General features: G+C 48.1%; 14 protein-coding genes. 10 read left to right on the top strand and 4 right to left on the bottom strand.

What is annotated here, in order from left to right; all coding sequences use genetic code 11:
* Nucleotides 1-106: 106 nt before the first annotated feature.
* From BACSA_RS13745 to BACSA_RS13720, 7 genes are all read left to right on the top strand, one after another.
* On the top strand, nucleotides 107-1489 hold the full coding sequence (locus tag BACSA_RS13745) for a TolC family protein (protein WP_013618639.1): 1383 nt from the start codon (nucleotides 107-109) through the stop codon (nucleotides 1487-1489).
* Between the two features lie 124 nt (nucleotides 1490-1613).
* Complete coding sequence (locus BACSA_RS13740; protein WP_013618638.1) at nucleotides 1614-2864, top strand: efflux RND transporter periplasmic adaptor subunit; 1251 nt, start codon at nucleotides 1614-1616, stop codon at nucleotides 2862-2864.
* Nucleotides 2865-2988: 124 nt separating this feature from the next.
* A complete protein-coding gene (locus BACSA_RS13735) occupies nucleotides 2989-3597 on the top strand; it encodes a GIN domain-containing protein (protein WP_013618637.1) in 609 nt (202 codons plus the stop codon).
* Nucleotides 3598-3730: 133 nt separating this feature from the next.
* Complete coding sequence (locus tag BACSA_RS13730; RefSeq protein WP_013618636.1) at nucleotides 3731-6088, top strand: ABC transporter permease; 2358 nt, start codon at nucleotides 3731-3733, stop codon at nucleotides 6086-6088.
* A gap of 143 nt (nucleotides 6089-6231) precedes the next feature.
* On the top strand, nucleotides 6232-8589 hold the full coding sequence (locus tag BACSA_RS13725) for an FtsX-like permease family protein (protein WP_013618635.1): 2358 nt from the start codon (nucleotides 6232-6234) through the stop codon (nucleotides 8587-8589).
* Nucleotides 8590-8631: 42 nt separating this feature from the next.
* The gene (locus BACSA_RS20760) at nucleotides 8632-8763 is read left to right on the top strand and encodes a hypothetical protein (RefSeq protein WP_013618634.1); all 132 of its coding nucleotides are present in this window, start codon (nucleotides 8632-8634) and stop codon (nucleotides 8761-8763) included.
* A gap of 115 nt (nucleotides 8764-8878) precedes the next feature.
* Nucleotides 8879-11209 carry an ABC transporter permease gene (locus BACSA_RS13720; protein ID WP_013618633.1) on the top strand — a complete coding sequence of 777 codons (2331 nt, stop codon included), beginning with the start codon at nucleotides 8879-8881 and terminating at the stop codon, nucleotides 11207-11209.
* A 537-nt stretch (nucleotides 11210-11746) separates the two neighbouring features.
* Here the strand turns inward: BACSA_RS13720 and BACSA_RS13715 are convergent.
* A complete protein-coding gene (locus BACSA_RS13715; protein WP_013618631.1) occupies nucleotides 11747-12583 on the bottom strand; it encodes a hypothetical protein in 837 nt (278 codons plus the stop codon).
* Between the two features lie 133 nt (nucleotides 12584-12716).
* Here BACSA_RS13715 and BACSA_RS13710 point away from each other — a divergent pair, with 133 nt between their 5' ends.
* The 3 genes from BACSA_RS13710 (at nucleotide 12717) to nrdG (ending at nucleotide 17210) form a co-directional block, all read left to right on the top strand.
* Nucleotides 12717-14138, top strand: a complete 1422-nt coding sequence (locus BACSA_RS13710; protein ID WP_013618630.1) for a CCA tRNA nucleotidyltransferase — start codon at nucleotides 12717-12719, stop codon at nucleotides 14136-14138.
* Nucleotides 14139-14341: 203 nt separating this feature from the next.
* Nucleotides 14342-16729, top strand: a complete 2388-nt coding sequence (locus BACSA_RS13705) for an anaerobic ribonucleoside triphosphate reductase (protein ID WP_013618629.1) — start codon at nucleotides 14342-14344, stop codon at nucleotides 16727-16729.
* Between the two features lie 4 nt (nucleotides 16730-16733).
* Nucleotides 16734-17210, top strand: coding sequence for an anaerobic ribonucleoside-triphosphate reductase activating protein (nrdG, locus tag BACSA_RS13700; protein WP_013618628.1), 477 nt, complete (start codon nucleotides 16734-16736; stop codon nucleotides 17208-17210).
* A 666-nt stretch (nucleotides 17211-17876) separates the two neighbouring features.
* On the opposite strand, the gene der is transcribed toward nrdG, so the two are convergent.
* From der to BACSA_RS13685, 3 genes are all read right to left on the bottom strand, one after another.
* A complete protein-coding gene (gene der, locus BACSA_RS13695; protein ID WP_013618627.1) occupies nucleotides 17877-19190 on the bottom strand; it encodes a ribosome biogenesis GTPase Der in 1314 nt (437 codons plus the stop codon).
* A gap of 37 nt (nucleotides 19191-19227) precedes the next feature.
* Nucleotides 19228-20109 (bottom strand): GTPase Era, encoded by an 882-nt coding sequence (era, locus tag BACSA_RS13690; protein WP_013618626.1) that lies wholly within the window; start codon nucleotides 20107-20109, stop codon nucleotides 19228-19230.
* 74 nt (nucleotides 20110-20183) lie between these two features.
* Entirely contained in the window at nucleotides 20184-21188 is a 1005-nt protein-coding gene (locus BACSA_RS13685; protein ID WP_041584043.1) for a beta-ketoacyl-ACP synthase III, read from the bottom strand.
* Nucleotides 21189-21212 lie beyond the last annotated feature (24 nt).

Genomic DNA, 21212 nt, shown 5'->3' with positions numbered 1-21212 from the left:
TTGAAATGTTAAAATATATAACCTGCTAAGAACTAACATCTTAACTTTTTGGCACGATTTTTGCTTGTAAATTAGCAGAAATAAGAACGAAATAATGAACAAGACAATGAACATACGAAAATCAATGGGCATGCTGCTCTGTTTGTGCAGCCTGGCGGCAACCGCCCAAGAAGCATGGGACATCGACCGCTGCATGGCATACGCTGTAGAACACAACCGTACCGTGAAGCAGCGAAAACTGGAATCCGACAACTACCGGCTGGACAAGATAGAAGCCATCGGGCAATTCCTGCCTGGAGTAAGCGGAAGCGTGAGTGCACAGTACAGTTACGGACGTTCGGTAGACCCCGAAACCAACACCTACATCTCACAATCTACGTTCAACAACGGCTATGCCATGGAAGGCTCGATGCCTATCTTTCAGGGAGGAAGCCTTATCAACCAAGTGCGGCGGGCAAGAGCGAACGAACTGTTAGGCAAAGCCGCCCTGCAGGAAGCGAAAGACAATACCGCACTCGAAACCTTCCAGGCATACATCGACGCTCTTTATTACTACGGAACGACCCGTCTGGCAGAACAGAAGCTGGTAGAAAGCGACTCATTAGTTTACAAGACCCGACGCCAAGAAGCGTTGGGACTGAAAGGCATGGCAGACGTGGCACAAATGGAAGCCCAGCAAGCCACCGATGCCTACAACCTGACCCATCAGCGCAACCTCTATGAGACGGCAATGCTCACCCTGAAGCAGACGATGAACTATCCCGTAGCGGATACCCTCGTGCTCGACACCCGGCTGATAGACACACCCGTCATCGAACAGGTGCGGCTCTCGGCAGACAATGCCGATGATGTGTTCCGCATCGCCCTCAACTGCAACCCCACCCTGCGCCAGTCGGAAATGAACAAGCAAGTGGCGCGGATGAACCGCAAGATATCGTGGGGCTCGCTCTTCCCTACCATCAGCATCTTCGGTGGCATCTCTTCTTCTTATTATAAAGAGTTACACCAAAGCGGCTACGACAACTTCGCCGACCAGATGAAGAACAACTTCGGTTCCTACTTCGGCATCTCGATGAGCATCCCCATCTTCAACCGCATGTCCGGTTCCATTGGTGTGAAGCAGGCAAAAAACAATTACCTCATCGCCACCCAGCAATACGAGGCACAGAAAGAAGCCTTGCAGAAACTGGTGCTGCAAGCCGTGCAAGACCGCGAAGGATTCCTCAAGGAAAGCCTGCAGATGGAAAAGAAAGTCACCTCCGACTCCATCGCCTACCGCGTCACACGCCGCAAGTTCGAAGAAGGACTGATGACCTCGCTCGACGTGCAGAACAACGCATCCACCCTCCTCGAAAGCCAGACCGGACTGCTGCAAAGCAAACTCACCTACGTAATGAAGTGCCGCCTGGTAGATTATTATAAAGGAGAGGAAATCATTCGGAATGAAGAGAGAAATGCTACTAAAGAAACGCAGATTATCGCAGATTAACACAGATTGGGCTTAATCATTAAAATTTATAATCTGTGAAAATCTGCGTGAATCTGCGTTTCAAAAAAGAATAAGGAATGAAGAATAGTAAATAGTAAATCGCAAAATCGTAAATTTTAAAATTATGGATATTCAACTCGAAAAGAAAAAAGGCATTCAGAAGAAACACATCCCCTACATCGCAGGCGGCGCGGTCATCCTCGCCCTGCTGGTATGGATTATCTTCGGCAACCACGCATCCACCTTGCGCATCGACGGCGACGCGCTCAACATCGCCGACGTCACCTACGGAGAGTTCAACGACTACATCCGCCTCAACGGACAAGTGCAACCCATTTCTATCGTGCAGCTCAGCCCCGAAGAAGGCGGCATCGTGCAGGAAAAAGTAGTCGAGGAAGGCGCGCACGTGAAGAAAGGCGACGTCATCCTCCGCCTGAGCAACTCGAACCTCGACCTGCAGATATTGAACGCCGAATCGGAACTCGCCGAAAAACAAAACCTTTTGCGTAACACGCAAGTGACCATGCAGCAAGACAAGCTGAACAACGAGACCGAAAAGGTACAGCTCGACGTAGATACCCGCCGCAAGCTCCGCACCTTCCAACAATACGAACGCCTCTACAACGAACGGCTCATCAGCCGCGAAGAATATCTGCAAGCGGAAGAAGATTATCAGGTAGCCCAAAAGCAGCATGCCCTCATCAGTGAACGCCTTGTGCAAGACTCCATTTACCGCACCATCCAAATGGACCAGATGGAAGACAACCTGCACAACATGCGCCAGAACGTCCTCCTCATCCGCGAGCGCAAGGACAAGCTGGAAGTGCGTGCCCCGATAGACGGAGAACTGGGACTGCTGGATGTGGAACTGGGACAGAACATCACTGCCGGACAAATGGTGGGCCAGATAAACGACCTCTCCGACTTCAAGATTGAAGCAATGATAGACGAGCACTACATCGACCGCGTCACCAACGGGCTGCCAGCCACCTTCGAACGGCAGGGAGCAACGTTCAGCCTCAAGGTGCGCAAAGTCTACCCCGAAGTGCGCGAAGGACGTTTCCGCACCGACCTTGTCTTCGAAGGCAACCGCCCCGAAAATATCCGCAGCGGACAGACGTATTACATCGATTTGCAATTGGGCGAACCGACCCAAAGCGTCCTCATCCCGAAAGGAACGTTCTTCCAAGTGACGGGCGGCAACTGGATTTTCGTCCTCGACAAGGACGGCAAGAAAGCATACCGCCGCCAAATCCGCATCGGACGTCAGAACCCCCAATACTACGAGGTGCTGGAAGGCCTGGAGCAGGGCGAACGCGTCATCGTCTCCGGCTACGAAAGCTACAAGGACAACGAAGTGCTCATCTTAAAATGACGGATTTTTCACCACAGATTACACAGATTTATTAAATGAAGAATAATAATTTGATAAATCTGTGGTGAAAAAAGCCCAATTCGCCCCCTAGAACGATACAACAACCATTAAAAACATGAAATTTATGAAACAGATTATCCTTTCACTCATCGTACTTCTCGGCGCAAGCCTCAACGCCTGCATGGCAAAAGACAACCAGACCAGCGAAACACGCAACATCAGCGGCTACACTTCCATCCGTATCGACGGCGTGGCAACCGTCCGCTTCGCGCAAAGCGACACTTGGTCGTGCCGTATAGAAGGCAAAGCCGAAGAATTGGACCGACTCACCACCACAGTAAAAAACGGCACACTAATCATCGACCAACGGAAAGAGGGCAAACGGGAGCAGAACATTCAAGGTACAACCCTCTATCTCTCCGCCCCCACGCTCGATGAAGTGGAAATAGATGGCGTAGGCACATTCGAATGCGAAGAACCACTAAAAGCCGAAGACATCCGTTTCGAAATAGACGGCGTCGGCACTATAAAAATCGCCGACCTGCATTGTCAGACAGTACAGATAGATATCGACGGTGTGGGCAAAGGCAATGTCAACGTGTATTGCGATAAGCTGAAAGCTCGTGCCGATGGAGTCAGTTCGCTCAAGCTGAGCGGCAAGGCGCATTCGGCAGACATCAAAGACGGCTTCTTAAGCAAAATCAATGACCGCCGGCTGAAAGTTGAGGAATAAGTTCACCACAGAGGACACTGAGGCACACAGAGTCTTAAAAATAAAGATTATAACCTCCGTGGTACTCTGTGACCTTTGTGGTGAAAACCAAAACCGTTATTCACTATTAACTTTTAACTATTAACTGAATAAAATGAACACCTTAGCACGCAACTTCTCGCATACCTTCCGGCGTTTCCTCACGGCAAGCGTCCTCAACATCATCGGGCTGGCTATCGCCTTCGCCTCCTTCTTCGTCATCATGACGCAGGTGGACTATGACTTGAACTTCAACAAGGGGTATAAGGATTACCAGAATATCTACCGGCTGGAAATCAAGCCCAACGAGGAATGGGGCTGGCAGCTTTGGACACCTCGCCCCATTGCCGAACTGATTGGCACCGCCTCGCCACATATCCAGGCATCCGCCATTACCGGGTGGGTAAACGACAACGATTATGAAGTGAATGGAAATCTTTTCAACGAACCTATGATGACCGGCTTCGGCGACTTTATGAACGTGTTCCAGCCCGAAATGGTAACAGGCTCTACCGATGCCTTGGAAAAGAAAGACAACGTATTGATTCCCGTCTCAATGGCTATGCGCATGTTCGGAAGCACGGACGTCGTCGGCAAAATGCTGTTCCGAGGCAAACAGTCGGATAACAAGCCTGTGACCATAGGCGGTGTCTACAAGGATTTCCCCGAGAACTCGCAGATAGGCAACTATATCTTTATGCCTTTTGACCCGGACATAGACAAAAACAACTGGGGCAACTGGAACTACACCTGCTATTACCGTCTGAACAATCCGGCAAACGTTTCCGAAGTGGAGAAGCTGGCATTCCAAAAACTGATGAAAATAGCGCCTGAAGAACTGCAAGAAGGGTTACAAGAAGAAAAAGACAACGCTGATTTCTTTCATTTAATCCCTTTATCGGAAGTGCATTTCTCTAAAATCGGCAACAAGAGTGCCAGCAGCCGCACCACGGTCTACCTGCTCATCTGTGTGTCGTTCCTCATCGTCATCGTTGCCGCTATCAACTTCACGAACTTCTCGCTGGCGGAAACGCCGATGCGCCTCAAGAGCATCAACACGCAGAAGGTGCTGGGAGCAAAGACTTCTTCCCTGCGCGGCGGACTTATTGCGGAATCGGTGCTTATCAGCCTCATCGCTTTTGCCGTATCGCTGGTGCTGCTGCTCGCCGTACGCAATTCAGGCATACAGGATTTGGTGACAGCCGACCTCAGCCTCGGCAAGCATTTGCCTTTACTGGCAGCTACGTTCGGCATCAGCATTCTGATTGGCGTGCTGGCAGGGCTGTACCCCTCATTCTACGTTACGTCTTTCCCTCCCGCACTGGTGCTGAAAGGTTCGTTTGGCCTCTCGCCCAAAGGACGGAAGCTGCGCACGGCGTTGGTATGCTTCCAGTTCTTCGTGGCGTTCATGCTGATTATCGCCATTGGCATCATGTACACACAGAGCCGCTACATCCGCACCTCGGAGTACGGTTATGACAAGGATGCCATTGTCGTAGGCGATGTAACCCAAGACGCACGCAAGCAAAAAGATGCCGTAGTAAGCGAACTGTCGCGCATATCGGGCGTGGAAGGCGTGGCATTCTCGCAATTCGTACTCAATTCGCAAGATACTTATATGAGTTGGGGACGAGGCGAAGGAGACAAGAACATCAATTTCGCCTGCTTCCCTGTAGACGAACATTACTTGGACGTAATGGGCATTCGCATCACCGACGGACGCAACTTCAAGCCCAGCGACAACGGCGTATACATCTTCAATGAAGCCGCACGCAAGAAATATCCGTGGATGGCGGTAGATATGCCAGCCACTCCCGGCGACTGGAACGTAGTGGGTTTCTGCGAAAACATCCGGTTCAGTACGTTCCGAAACAACGACATTGTAGAGCCTATGGCATTCATTTATGTCAGCAACGCAAAAAATTGGAGTTATGAAAACCGCGTCAACGTCCGCATCTCCGCCGGAACGGACAAGGTAGCCGTTATCCGCTCCCTGCAAAAGGCAATGGAAAAGTTCACGCCGGGGCATGACTTCAACTTCCGGTTCATGGACCAAGTGCTCGACAATGCCTACCGCAACGAGCTGCGCTTCACCCGCCAGGTATTGCTATTCTCCCTGCTCGCCATTGTTATCAGCATGATAGGCGTGTTCGGGCTCACCATGTTCGAGAGCGAGTACCGCCGCAAGGAGATAGGCATCCGTAAGATATTCGGAAGCACCACGGGCGAAATCCTCCGCATGTTCAACAAGCGATACCTGTATATACTGATAGGATGCTTCATCGTTGCCGCTCCCTTCGGCTGGTGGATAGGACAGCACTGGCTGGAAGGATTCGCCGAACGCACACCTATCCGTGCCTGGATATTCCTCGCCTCCTTCCTCCTCGTCACCGCCATCACCATGATAACGGTCACGGTGCAAAGCTGGAAGAATGCCAACGAGAATCCGGCGAACAGCATCAAGACGGAATGAAATAAAGTTCACCACAGATTACACAGATTAATAAATTTAAAACACAGGACCACAGGATACACAGAAATATCAATTAAAAAATCTGTGTAATCTGTGGTGAAAAGAAATCGTAAATAGTAAATCGCTAAATAGTAAATAACCACATGAACACCTTAGCACGCAACTTCTCGCATACCTTCCGGCGTTTCCTCACGGCAAGCGTCCTGAACATCATCGGGCTGGCAATCGCCTTCGCCTCCTTCTTCGTCATCATGACGCAGGTAGACTATGATTTGAATTTCAATAAAGGGTATAAGGATTATGAAAAGATATTCCGCGCCGAATTTAAAGGAGGGGAAGACAGAGACTGGCAAACATGGTTATCCCGTCCGTTTGGAGAAATAATCGAGAACAGTTCTCCCTACGTTGAAGCGGTGTCTAACGCTATGATTTGGAACAGTGGTTACGATTATGAAGTGAACGGACATCTGTTCAACGAAACCACACAAACCGGATTCGGCAACTTCATAAAGACTTTCCAACCCGAAATGATTGCCGGCTCTGCCGATGCGCTCAACCAAGAAGGGAACATCCTGATTCCCCAATCGATGGCGATACGCTTTTTCGGGAGTACAGACGCCGTAGGTAAAACCATCTTCGAAGGCAAACAAGCGGACAACAAACCGCTGACCATAGGTGGAGTATATAAGGATTTCCCCGAAAACACACAGTTAGGAAACATGCTCCTCAAACCGCTCGACAAGAACGAGAACAAAGACAACTGGAACAATTTCAACTATATCTGCTATGTACGCCTAAGCGATGCCACGCAAGCGGAAAGCATCGAGAAAATAGTCAGCCAAAAACTGTTAGAAATGAAACCTTTCACGGGAGGAATCGAACTGAAGGAAGGCACTCCTTTCTTCCGCCTTACTCCCTTATCGGAAGTCCATTTCTCGAAAATAGGGAATAAGAGTGCCAGCAGCCGTACTACGGTCTATCTGCTTATCTGCGTGTCGTTTCTCATCGTCATCATCGCCGCTATCAACTTTATGAATTTCTCGCTTGCCGAAACGCCGATGCGTATCAAAAGCATCAATACGCAAAAAGTGTTAGGGGCAACTACCGGCTCGCTCCGCACCAGCCTGATTATGGAATCGGTGCTCGTCAGCATCCTTGCCTTTGCCCTCAGCCTTGTTTTGATACTGGCTTTGCGCGATTCGGGCGTAGAAGATTTGGTCAGTGCCGACTTGAGTTTAGGCAAACATGTGATTCTCTTAATCGCCACCTTCGGCATCAGTGTATTAATAGGCATACTGGCAGGGCTATATCCATCGTTCTACGTTACCTCTTTCCCTCCTGCCCTCGTACTGAAAGGCTCGTTCGGCTTATCACCCAAGGGACGGAAGTTGCGCACAACACTGGTTTGTTTCCAGTTCTTCATCTCCTTTATGCTGATTATCGCTATCGGTATCATGTATGCTCAAAGCCGATACATCCGCACTTCGGAATACGGTTATGACAAAGATGCCATCATTGTGGGCGAAACAACCAAAGAAGTCAAGCAACAAATGAATGCCGTCGTAGACGAACTGTCACGCATTTCGGGTGTGGAAGGCGTGGCGTTCTCGCAATTCGTTCTCAGTTCATCCGACACTTATATGAGCTGGGGCATTTCCGAAGGGGAACGGACAATGAACTATGAGGTGATGCCGGTAGACTACCGTTACTTGGATGTAATGGGCATCCGCTTGACCGAAGGACGTAATTTTAAATCTACAGACGGCAGCGGATTCATTTTCAACGAAGCCGCAAGAAAGAAATACCCATGGCTCACACTGAACCAGCCTCCATTCCAAAAGAGCATGGCTTTCCCTGTCATAGGTTTCTGCGAGAATATCAAGTTTACCTCGTTCCGCAACGATAACGATGAACGCCCCATGGCATTCTTCTCTACCAAAGATTTAGGTTGGGAAGGTTGGGAAAACACCGTCAACGTCCGCGTCTCTGCCGGAACAGACAAGGTGGAAATCATCCGTTCGCTGCAGAAGGCAATGGAGAAGTTCACGCCGGGACACGACTTTCATTTCCGCTTTATGGACCAAGTGCTCGACAATGCGTACCGCAACGAACTGCGGTTCACCAAGCAAATTCTGCTCTTCTCCCTGCTTGCCATTGTCATCAGCATCATCGGCGTATTCGGCTTGACCATGTTCGAAAGCGAGTACCGCCGCAAGGAGATAGGCATCCGCAAGATATTCGGCAGCACCACGGGCGAAATCCTGCGCATGTTCAACCGCCGTTACCTGTATATACTGATAGGATGCTTCATCGTTGCCGCTCCCTTCGGCTGGTGGATAGGACAGCACTGGCTGGAAGGATTCGCCGAACGCACACCTATCCGTGCCTGGATATTCCTCACCTCCTTCCTCCTCGTCACCGCCATCACCATGATTACGGTCACGGTGCAAAGCTGGAAGAACGCCAACGAGAATCCGGCGAACAGCATCAAGACAGAATGAAATAAAGTTCACCACAGATTACACAGATTAATAAATTAAAATATGAATATCCGCATTCCATCCAATTGCCCTGTAGGGGCGTATCGCATACGCCCTGAAGACATCCGCATGGATAAGTGGACGCATTCGGGCGTATGCGATACGCCCCTACAGGGGATGTTTGCAGATATTTAAAAATTAAAATACAAAGCCACAGGGCACGCAGAAAATCAATTGATGAATCTGTGTAATCTGTGGTGAAAAAGACACAAACCAACTATTAATTATTAATTGTTAATTATTAATTGAAATGAAGACCTACTTCACCTTCTTAGAGCGCAACAAGCTCTTTACATTCGTCAACGTGGCGGGGCTGAGTATCTCACTGATGTTCGTACTACTGATTGCCAACATGGTGACCCGCCAGCTTACCGTGGAAAAAGGCCAACGGGACGCTGACCGCACCTTTGTACTTACCAACGGTCAATTCGCCAATGCCCATTACCTTATCGGCGAGAAGCTGCAAAGCCGGTATCCGGAAGTAGAAGACTGGTGTTCTTATACGCCCGGATACGTTCAATATACTTTAATAGAAGAGAAACCAGTCAATATCAAGCTGCTGACCACCCGCAAAAACTTCTTCGAGTTCTTCAGCTACAAGCTGATAGAAGGCAATCCCGAACAAGTCTTGCTAAGCAATACCAGCATCGTGCTCACCCGCTCGTGTGCCAATATGCTATTCGGAGGACACCCCGCCTTGGGTAAAACATTGCACTTCCCTGGAATCAATGACCAGACATTCACCGTCACGGGTATCATGGAAGATTTCAACAATGCAATCATCCCCGACAATATCCAAGCCATTATTCCTTACGAGAATACTGAATACATAAACGGGACCATTAGCATCAAAGACGACCGTATGAGTAATGCCACAAGTGCCATGGTTTTCATACGCTGCCCGAAAGGCGTAGACCCGAACGAGAAAGCCAAGGATGTAAGTGCCTACTTGAAAGAGATTTGGTGGTTTGGTGGCAAACCGGTGAGCTTTATTCCCCTTCGGGATTTCTATTTTGCAACAAACGTAGACTGCGTTCTTCCTATGGAGCAATACGACATCACTATGGTATGGATTATCCTCACGGCGGGTGTGCTCATCTTGCTTATGGCGGTATTCAATTACATCAGCATGAGTGTGGCGCAAACCAGTTACCGAGCCAAGGAAATGGCAACACGCAGGTTGCTCGGCTCGTCACGTCCCGATATTTTCTGGCGCATGATAGCCGAATCAGCATTGCTCACCTTCACGGCTTTCCTTATCGGCTTCCTGCTGGCTAAGGCAGCCGAACCAATTGCCATGGATTTGCTTCAAGTCAAGCTCGACCTGATAGGAGACCTGACCATAGGCACACTCCTTATTTATATTGCATTCATCTTACTGTTGTCTTACCTGTCGGGCTTCATCCCTGCCACCATCCTTTCGAACTACAGTCCGCTGGACGTAGTGAAAGGCACGTTCCGCCGCAAGACCAAAACCATTTACCTGCGCATACTGAATATCGTGCAAAACGGCTTAACCATTGCCATGCTTACCTGCGCCCTCTTCCTGAGCGTGCAATTATACCGCATCCTGCACGAACCGTTGGGATATACCTACGGAAACATCCTTGCCCTCACGCCAGCAGGCGAAAACGAAACACTGCTCGCCTTCCGCAACGAAGCCCTGAAACTGCCTTTCGTGAAACGAATCTGCTTCACCCAAGGCACGCCGCGCGACGGAGGAAATAACAATACAATGAACGTCCCCATACAAGGGAGCACCAAGTCGATGAGTTTCCAATGTTTCATTGCCGACTCTTCTTTCATCGACATGTTCGGCATTCAAATCACACAAGACTACCAGTTAACAAACGATGACGGTGCATGGATGGTGAGCGAAAATGCATTGAAGGAGATGCCGGGTATTACCAATTACGTACCCAACACACGTGAAGGGAAACGTGGCTTCTACATCAGCGGAGTGTTCAAAGACTTTCACATCCGGAGCGTTATGGATTCACAACGTCCCTTGCGCATTCAAATCCGTGACGTAAAAGACGTGCATCCATGGGAGATTTTAATAGAGACCAACGACGGCGACTTGGCAGATTACCAACAACAACTAAACACGTTGTATGAGTCGTTCGTAAAAGATATCCCTTATAAATCACGCTGGTATCACAACCAAATGCGTGACCAATACAAACATCTCTTCCGCATGAACAAGCTGATAGGCATCTTTACTGGAGCGGCATTCCTTATCTCTTTGTTAGGGCTGACCGCCATGAGCATTTACTTCATTGCCCAGCGCAAGCGGGATATGGCAATCCGCAAGGTGTTCGGCTCCAGTCCGCTGGAAGAACAGAAACGACTGATGAGCTTCTCGCTTCATTCCATCGGCATCAGCCTGCTCGTTGCCCTCCCGCTGGCAATCACAGGCGTGAGAAGCATCAACAACATCATAGAATATGAAAGCACTTTCCCATGGTGGGTTCCGATAGCTTCCGTCCTCATCGTGAGCCTCATCTCGCTGGTTTCGGTGTACCTCATCAGCCGGAAAGCCACACGAGAGAATCCGGTGGAAAACCTGAAGACGGAATGACATGAAGTTCACCACAGATTACACAGATTAATAAATTAAAATATGAATATCCGCATTCCATCCAATTGCCCTGTAGGGGCGTATCGCATACGCCCTGAAGGCATCCGCGTGGATAAGTGGACGCATTCGGGCGTATGCGATACGCCCCTACATGGGATGTTTGCGGATATTCAAAATAAAATACAGAGCCACAGAGCACACAGAAAATTGATTGAAAAATCTGTGTAATCTGTGGTGAAAACGGAATAATACAGCATTGATCTATAAGTTCTCTTAGATTTCAAGTGCCGCCGGCAGGCTTGCGTGAGCAAGGGAGCCGGCGGATTTTTTTAGGCTTATACAGAAGGGAATGGCAAGACAAAAGCATGGCTTCGCAAACAGAAAATAGTTTCACGCTTGTCGCAGTTAGCTGAAACTATAGTTTTAGCTAACTGAAACTATAGTTTCACTGCACTGAAACTGCAGTTTCAGCACGGTGAAACTCCTGAGACAAAAGCCTGCGTTGGCTTACGCAGGCAGGAAGGCACATAAAAGGGACTATTCTTCAGCCTTTTCCGCTTCCTTCATCTTCCGCATAACGAACTTTAATTTCAGGTTCGCTTCGTTCTGTTCTTTGCGGATTTCTTCCATAGCCGAAAGGATACGCGCCAAATCATTGATTGCTACGATAGCTTTCACATCGTCCCTCCGCATTGTAGTCCGATAGTTCCTGTCTCCGATAAACTCCAGACGGAACGTGCGCTTATCCCGATTGGCAGCGATGAATGACGCCACGCCCCCGTCGTCTTTCCCCACCCGGTAATCGGCTTTCTCGATGGCACGCCCCAAGTCGGTCGTCTCGTAGCTGTCCGAGGAAGGCTGGGTCTGGGCAAACGTATCCCCATCGGTGCTGACCTTCACCGCCGTGTGGTGGATATTCCCTCCGGCACAATAAATGGAAGTGAGCGACATTTCGCCCCGCTCGTTCACCTGCGCCCGGAGGAAGGAGCGCCCGATGTTCTTCTCTACCACCTGCGTGGGATAGAAATAATTGCCCGTTTCCTGATAGGCGGTGTCTTTTTCCAATACGTAATTCCCCTTTATCGAATCGAAAGCCGCCTGCTTCACCAGCATCATGCTGTCCAGGTAGGCAAGCGTCTTGCGCTGCTCCTGCATGTCGATGTTCTGCATCAGCCGGATAGCCGCCTTGCGGACTTCCACCGCCTTCGGGTAAAGCGTACGGATGCTGTCTATCTGCAACTTAGCCAGACTGTAATCGCCCGAAGCGTATGCCAGCTCCGCCTGCTGGAACAAGGCTCCGGCTTTCTTCGAATCTCCGTTGCAGCCCGAAAGAAGCGCCATCAGGCAGAGGGCTGCCAATACTGTTTTTCTCATAATGCGTTGTTTTTTTGTCACTCCCAAAATGCTTATCACAAAACAAAAATACAATTTAATCGGTTTATTCCCTGCAAAGCTATCTCTTTTTTTGTAATTTTGCACGCTATTTTCAAACGAAAAAACATAACGCATGAATCTGAAGGAACATTTTACCGGTAAAATATTCAGTTTAATCTCCCAAACCGCTGATGAACTGGGGCTGGAATGCTACGTTGTAGGAGGCTACGTGCGTGATATTTTCCTCAACCGCCCGTCGAAAGACATCGATGTGGTCGTAGTAGGAAGCGGCATCCAGACGGCAGAAGCCTTGGGGAAACGCCTGGGACCGAAGGCGCACGTGTCGGTATTCCATAATTTCGGCACCGCGCAAGTAAAATTCTTCGATACCGAAGTGGAATTCGTAGGGGCACGGAAAGAATCGTACAGCCACGACAGCCGCAAGCCTGTCGTAGAGGACGGAACACTGGAAGACGACCAGAACCGGCGCGACTTTACCATCAACGCCCTGGCGGTATGCATGAACAAAGCCCGGTTCGGCGAACTGATTGACCCGTTCGGCGGACTGGACGACTTGAAGCAAGGCATTATCCGCACGCCGCTCGACCCCGACATCACGTTCAGCGACGACCCCTTGCGCATGCTGCGCTGCATCCGGTTTGCCACCCAGCTGAACTTTTACATCGAAGACGAAACATTCAACGCGCTGGAGCGCAACCGGGAACGGATTAAAATCATCTCGTACGAACGCATCAAAGACGAACTGAACAAAATCCTGCTCTCGCCCATCCCTTCGAAAGGATTTGTCGACCTTGACCGCTGCGGGCTGCTGGAACTGATATTTCCCGAACTGACCGCCCTGCAAGGCGTAGAAGTGCGCAACGGACGAGGGCATAAGGATAATTTCTACCACACGCTGGAAGTGGTGGACAACATCGCGAAAGTATCAGACAACCTCTGGCTGCGGTGGGCGACCTTGTTGCACGACATCGGCAAACCGCGCACCAAACGCTGGGACCCTCGCCTGGGATGGACCTTCCATAACCATAATTACATAGGAGAAAAAATGGTGCCCGAAATATTCCGGCGCATGAAACTGCCCATGAACGAAAAGATGAAATACGTCCAAAAGCTGGTAGGGCTTCACATGCGCCCCATTGTCATTGCCGATGACGAGGTGACCGACTCGGCGGTACGCCGCCTGCTGTTCGAAGCCGGAGACGACATAGACGACCTCATGGCACTCTGCGAAGCGGACATTACCTCGAAAAACGAGGCACGCAAGCAACGTTTTCTGGACAACTTCAAGCTGGTGCGCCAAAAGCTGAAAGACCTGGAAGAGAAAGACCGCATCCGTAATTTCCAGCCTCCGGTAGACGGAAAGGAAATCATGCAGGTCTTCAACTTGCATCCCTGCCGTGAAATCGGCGACTTAAAGAGTGCCATTAAAGACGCTATCCTGGACGGCGCCATCCCCAACGAGCACGATGCCGCCTTCCGGTTTATGCTGGAGAAAGCCAAGGAAATGGGGCTGGAACCGGTAGGGCTTTCCTAATATAAACATTCTTCAATTTTCAAACAGAAGAATCCAATTATAAATTAAGTTATCCATAAAACGGCGTTACACGTATATATAACGCCGTTTTTATTTTTCGAAGTTATCCAATTTAGACAACAACGAAGATTCTGAATTTTGAATTATCATCCAAATCATTACCTTTGCAACTGTTTGTTCAACCCCTTATAAAAGCAACACGTATGAACGCAGCAGACATTTGCATCATTAAACGGGACGGAAAGCAAGAAAGCTTTTCGGCATCCAAAATCTCGAACGCTATCGGGAAAGCATTCCAAGCCACCGGACTGGAAAAACAGGAACAGCTTATCGAGGAAATTACCCGCCGGGTCATCGCACACTTCACCCATCCGACATTGGGAGTAGAAGAAATACAAGACCTCGTAGAAAACGAACTGATGAAAGTGCAGCCCGAAGTAGCGAAGAAATACATCATCTACCGCCAGTGGCGCAATACCGAACGCGAGCGCAAGACACAGATGAAACACATCATGGACGGCATCGTGGCAATAGACAAGAACGACGTGAACCTGAGCAACGCCAACATGTCGAGCCATACGCCTGCCGGACAGATGATGACCTTCGCCTCGGAAGTCACCAAAGACTACACGTACAAATACCTGCTGCCCAAGCAATATGCCGAAGCGCACCGCATGGGGGATATCCATATTCATGACCTGGATTATTATCCCACCAAAACCACCACGTGTATCCAATATGACTTGGATGACCTGTTCGAACGGGGGTTCCATACCAAGAACGGAAGCATCCGCACGCCCCAGTCTATCCAAAGCTATGCCACACTGGCTACCATTATCTTCCAGACCAACCAGAACGAGCAGCACGGAGGGCAAGCGATTCCGGCATTCGACTTCTTCATGGCAAAAGGCGTATTGAAAAGCTATCAGAAAGCGATTGTAACGGACATTGCTTTCTATATGGAAATGAAAGGAACGCCGATAGACGAAAAAGCCCTGACGGAACACGTACGCAAACACCTGACTTCGATAGAACCGGACGCAAAAGCCCAAAAGGCTTTCCTTGCAGCACTGGCAAACGAAGGCTGCTTTCTCACCGAAGAAGAACTGGCACACATCCTGCACTCCGCCCACAAGCAAGTGCGGAAAGACACGCATCAGGCTATGGAAGGATTTATCCACAACCTGAACACCATGCACTCGCGAGGCGGGAACCAAGTGGTTTTCAGTTCCATCAATTACGGGACGGACACTTCTCCCGAAGGACGGATGGTCATCGAAGAACTGCTCCAAGCCACCGTTGAAGGACTGGGCACGCAAGGCGAAGTGCCGGTATTCCCCATCCAGATATTCAAGATAAAAGACGGGGTATCCTACTCGGATGCCGATTATCAGAAAGCAATGACCGACTTTGAAGCGGCACTGAACGGCGGAATGACCTTCGAGGCACCCAACTTTGACCTGTTTCTGAAAGCATGCCGCACTACGGCGAAAGCCCTCTTCCCGAACTTCATGTTCTTAGACACCCCGTTCAACCAAAACGAGAAATGGAATCCGAACGACCCGAAGCGGTACCGCTACGAGCTTGCCACCATGGGATGCCGCACCCGTGTATTCGAAAACCTGAACGGCGAAAAGACCAGTCTGGGACGGGGAAACCTTTCGTTTACCACAATGAACCTGCCCCGCCTTGCCATCGAAGCACGCCGGGAAGCAGAGCGCACACCGGGAAACCAAAGCCAGGAGGCCATCGAACAACACGCCAAAGAGCTGTTCCTGCAATCGGTGCACCGCATGTCGGAATTTATCGGAGAACAACTGTATGTCCGCTACCAATACCAGCGGACCGCCCTTGCCCGCCAGTTCCCGTTCATGATGAGCAACGATGTATGGAAAGGAGGAGGCAAACTGAATCCAAACGATGAAGTGGGCGACGTGTTGAAGCAAGGCACGTTAGGCATCGGTTTTATCGGCGGACACAATGCCATGACCGCACTTTACGGCACAGGGCACGGGCATAACCGCAAAGCATGGAACACCTTATACGAGGCAATAGAGGAAATGAACCGGGTAGCAGACGAATTCAAACAGAAATATGGACTGAACTACTCGATACTCGCCACGCCTGCCGAAGGGCTTTCCGGACGTTTCACCCGTATCGACCGCAAGAAATACGGCATTATTCCCGGTGTGACAGACCGTGATTATTACGTCAACTCGTTCCACGTAGACGTAAAAGAACCCATCAGCATCGTTGAGAAAATCAAATGCGAGGCACCGTTTCACGCCTTGACACGGGGTGGACACATCACGTATGTGGAACTGGACGGCGAAGCGCAAAAGAATGTGCGCGCCATTGCCAAGATTGTCAAAGTGATGCACGATGAAGGCATCGGCTACGGTTCTATCAACCATCCGGTAGACACATGCCATAACTGCGGATACCGGGGTGTAATCTACGACAAATGCCCCATCTGCAACAGCGAGAACATCCTCCGCATGCGCCGCATCACAGGTTATCTGACCGGGGACTTAAACAGTTGGAATTCTGCCAAACGTGCCGAAGAACGCGACCGTGTAAAACATCATTAAAAAAGTGCTCCATTACCTCTACACATATCCCGAAACCATTGTCGACGGTGAAGGCATCCGCTTTTCCATCTATCTTGCCGGATGCAGCCACCGTTGCAAAGGATGCCACAATCCTGAATCGTGGAATCCTTTAGCCGGTTCTCCTTTGACCGATAAGGTCATTGACGGAATGATTTCCCAAATCAAAGCCAATCCCTTGCTGGACGGAATCACCTTCTCCGGAGGCGATCCGTTCTATCATTCCGAAGCATTCCTTCCCGTTATCCGCAAATTCCGTGAACAGACCGGACTGAACATTTGGTGTTACACCGGATATACGTATGAGGAGTTAGTTGCCGACCCGCTTCGCCGTCCCATCCTCGGCTACATTGATGTCTTGGTTGACGGACGGTTTGAACAATCGCTTTACTCTCCCCGGCTGGAATTTCGCGGAAGCAGCAACCAACGCATCCTGAAGCTGAAATCCGGCGTCCCCATTTAACACTTCAACCCTAAATCACGCTTTGAAGTTACGTTTTAAGCAAGTTAAGATGCAAGCGTAATTTGACATAACATTTGCCATTAAAAGGCTGCGTTATCGCACACGGGAGAACCGTTTCCGAACACAGGATGCTTTTTCAAACATATTCTAACAAACATGAGATGATTTACATCAAGAAAAATAGCATTTTTTATAATAATTGCCATTAAGCTATTGCAGATAATAAAAAAAGCCATACCTTTGCATCGTGGTTGTGAAACCAACAAGAAGACTAACAAATATAGGTATTAGACAACATACAAAAACTAAAGGTATTAGAAATAAAAAGCACTAAGCATTCAAAGCAAATAGGTATTAAGTTAGGTTTAAAAAGATGTTTTTGTTTTTAGGTATTAGTATTTAAGAAGGTAAGTTTTCAGGAATTACAGTTTTCATAGGTTAGGAATTTGCTTTGAGGTAAAAAGAAGAAAAAAGGATAACAAAAAAACACAAACAACTGAATGAAGATGAAACAAGAACCCTATTAATGGGGGTTCTTTTGGAAGCCGGCGGTGGTCAGAGAAGAGGACTATCGCTTTTTTATTTTATACTCCCCAACTGATTCAATATGTTTAGAGACGCCACCCATGTGACGTCTCTACAAAAGGCAGAGAAAATGCTCCTCTGTTATTTCTGCCGAATAAATATATTAATCGGCGTGCCTGACAATTTCCACCGTTCCCGTATCTGATTCTCAAGGAAACGCTTGTAAGGCTCCTTGACGTATTGCGGCAAATTGGCAAAGAAGATGAAAGAAGGAACCTGTGTGTTCGGCAACTGCGTAATATATTTAATCTTGATGTATTTCCCTTTATTCGAGGGAGGCGGATAAGCTTCAATCAAAGGCAGCAACGCTTCATTCAAACGGGCTGTAGAGATGCGTGTCGTACGTGCCTGATATACTTCTTTTGCCGTTTCCAATACTTTAAAAATACGCTGCTTGGTAAGGGCAGAAGCAAATATAATCGGGAAATCCGTAAAAGGAGCAAGACGGTTGCGAATCGCGGTTTCGTAAGTCTTCATGACTTTCGCGGACTTCTCTTCCACCAAATCCCATTTATTGACAACCACCACCAATCCTTTTTGGTTGCGCTGTATCAATGAAAAGATATTCAGGTCCTGGCCTTCGATGCCTCTGGTAGCATCCAGCATCAGAATGCATACATCTGAATTTTCGATAGCACGAATGGAACGGATAACAGAATAATATTCCAAATCTTCGTTTACCTTATTCTTTTTCCGGATGCCGGCAGTGTCTACCAAATAAAAATCGAAGCCGAATTTATCGTAACGCGTATAAATCGAATCACGGGTCGTTCCGGCAATCTCAGTCACGATATTCCGCTCTTCACCGACAAAAGCATTAATAAGAGATGATTTGCCTGCGTTAGGACGCCCTACAACGGCAAAACGAGGAATTTCCTCATCCAACTCTTCATCGGCTTCTTTCCGGAATTTGCTTAATATCAAGTCCAGCAAATCACCGGTGCCGCTTCCGCTCAATGCAGAAATGCAATAAGGCTCTCCCAGTCCCAAAGAATAAAATTCCGCAGCATTGTATTGCAAGTCATTATTATCCGTCTTGTTTGCCACCACAATCACCGGCTTCTTCGACCTGCGCAAAATTGCGGCAACATCCATATCCAAGTCCGTCACTCCATTCTTTACATCCACCAAGAAAAGAATGACATCCGCTTCATCCATGGCTAAAATTACCTGTTTCCGGATTTCTTCTTCAAAAATATCATCCGAATTAACAACCCACCCGCCGGTATCTACCACCGAAAACTCTTTTCCTTGCCATTCAGACTTTCCGTACTGGCGATCGCGGGTTGTACCGGCCTGCTCGTTCACAATAGCCTGACGTGTCTTTGTCAAGCGGTTAAACAGTGTCGACTTTCCCACATTGGGACGTCCTACGATTGCTACTAAATTTCCCATATTCTTCTTTTTCCGTTTACGGCTATCACAGCCGAAATTAATCTAATTGATACCCAAAGTTCTTTAATTCCTTATCCGAACTTCTCCAATCTTTATCTACTTTGACAAAAGTCTCCAAATAAATAGACTTTTGGAAAAAACGTTCCAATGCCTTTCGCGCTTCAGTCGCCACTTTTTTCAACGCTTTCCCTTGGTGGCCGATAATTATCCCTTTCTGCGATTCACGTTCCACGTAAATTACCGCATGAATGTGAATGCTCTTGGCTTCCTCCTTAAACTGCTCAACCACGACTTCTACAGAATAAGGAATCTCCTTGTCGTAATATAATAAGATTTTTTCGCGGATAATCTCTGTCACAAAGAAACGCGCAGGCTTATCCGTCCATTGGTCTTTTCCGAAATAAGGAGGAGAATCCGGCAATAATTCCGTGATACGCTTCATCACCGCATCCACATTGAATTTTGCCTTCGCTGATATTGGAATGATTTCAGCATCGGGCAACAATCCATGCCATTCTTCTACCAGCTTTACTAAATTATCTTGATTGGTCAAATCAATCTTATTGACTAGCAACAAAACAGGTATATCCAAGTTGCGGACCTTCTCTACAAACTCTTTATTCTTATCCGGCTTTTCTATTGTATCTGTTACATACAACAAAACATCTGCATCCACCAAAGCAGACTCAGAGAAATTCAACATCGACTCCTGAAGCTTATAGTTTGGTTTCAACACGCCAGGAGTATCAGAGAAAACAATCTGCATATCATCCGTATTCAGGATTCCCATAATACGGTGACGGGTGGTCTGTGCCTTAAAGGTCGCAATCGAGACACGTTCTCCCACCAACAAGTTCATCAATGTAGATTTCCCGACATTGGGATTACCCACAATATTTACAAATCCGGCTTTGTGCATACTCAATCTTTCATCAACTATACAAAAAAACGCATCGGATTGGGATGCGTTTTTTATAAAGATTAATCTTATTCTTAAATTTTATCGCCATCATATCCCCACTTCACATACGAAGCACCCCATGTGAAACCGGCTCCAAATGCGGTGAAGATAATATTATCGCCTTTCTTCAATTGTTTTTCATAATCCCATAAACAAAGCGGCAACGTGCCGGCACTGGTATTGCCGTACCGCTGGATATTAATCATCACTTTGCTTAAGGGTACTTCCAAACGCGAAGCGACAGCATCTATGATACGCAAATTCGCCTGATGAGGAACAATCCAGTCAATATTATCTTTGTTCAAGCCGTGTTTCTGAGCGATTTCCTCCGTCACATCTGACATGTTCGAAACTGCATACTTAAATACAGTCCTTCCTTCCTGATACAAATAATGCATCTTATTATCTATCGTAAAATATGAAGGAGGACATACCGAACCACCTGCTTTCATATGCAAGAAAGGCAGTCCCTTTCCATCAGTGCGCAATATTGAATCGATAATTCCATATTCTTCTGTTGTTGCTTCTACCATACAAGCAGCAGCTCCGTCCCCGAAAATCGGACAGGTGGCACGGTCTGAATAATTCACCATCGAAGACATTTTATCAGCACCAACTATAATAACCTTTTTATGTCTTCCTGACTGAATCATACTTGCCGCCGTTTCCATAGCATAAAGGAATCCGCTGCAAGCTGCTTGCAAATCAAATGCATACGCATTTTTCAGCCCCAACTTATCACATAAAATCGAAGCAGTTGAAGGGAAATGATAGTCAGGAGTTGTAGTTGCCACAATCACGCAATCAATCGAATCAGGATCTGAATTCGTTTTCTGCATCAATTGCTTAGCTGCTTTACGCGCCAAATAAGAAGTGCCTAACCCTTCTTCATTTAAAATACGTCTTTCTTTTACTCCAATGCGAGTCATAATCCACTCGTCATTGGTATCGACCATTCTTGACAATTCTTCATTTGTCAATACATAGTCAGGAACATATCCGCCGACTCCTGTAATTACAGCATTTATTCTTTCCATCATTCCTATTTTTAGTCCATGCAA

It is taken from the genome of Phocaeicola salanitronis DSM 18170 (assembly GCF_000190575.1).
Classification (GTDB): Bacteria; Bacteroidota; Bacteroidia; order Bacteroidales; family Bacteroidaceae; genus Phocaeicola; species Phocaeicola salanitronis.
This window is presented reverse-complemented; position numbering and strand designations above follow the sequence as displayed.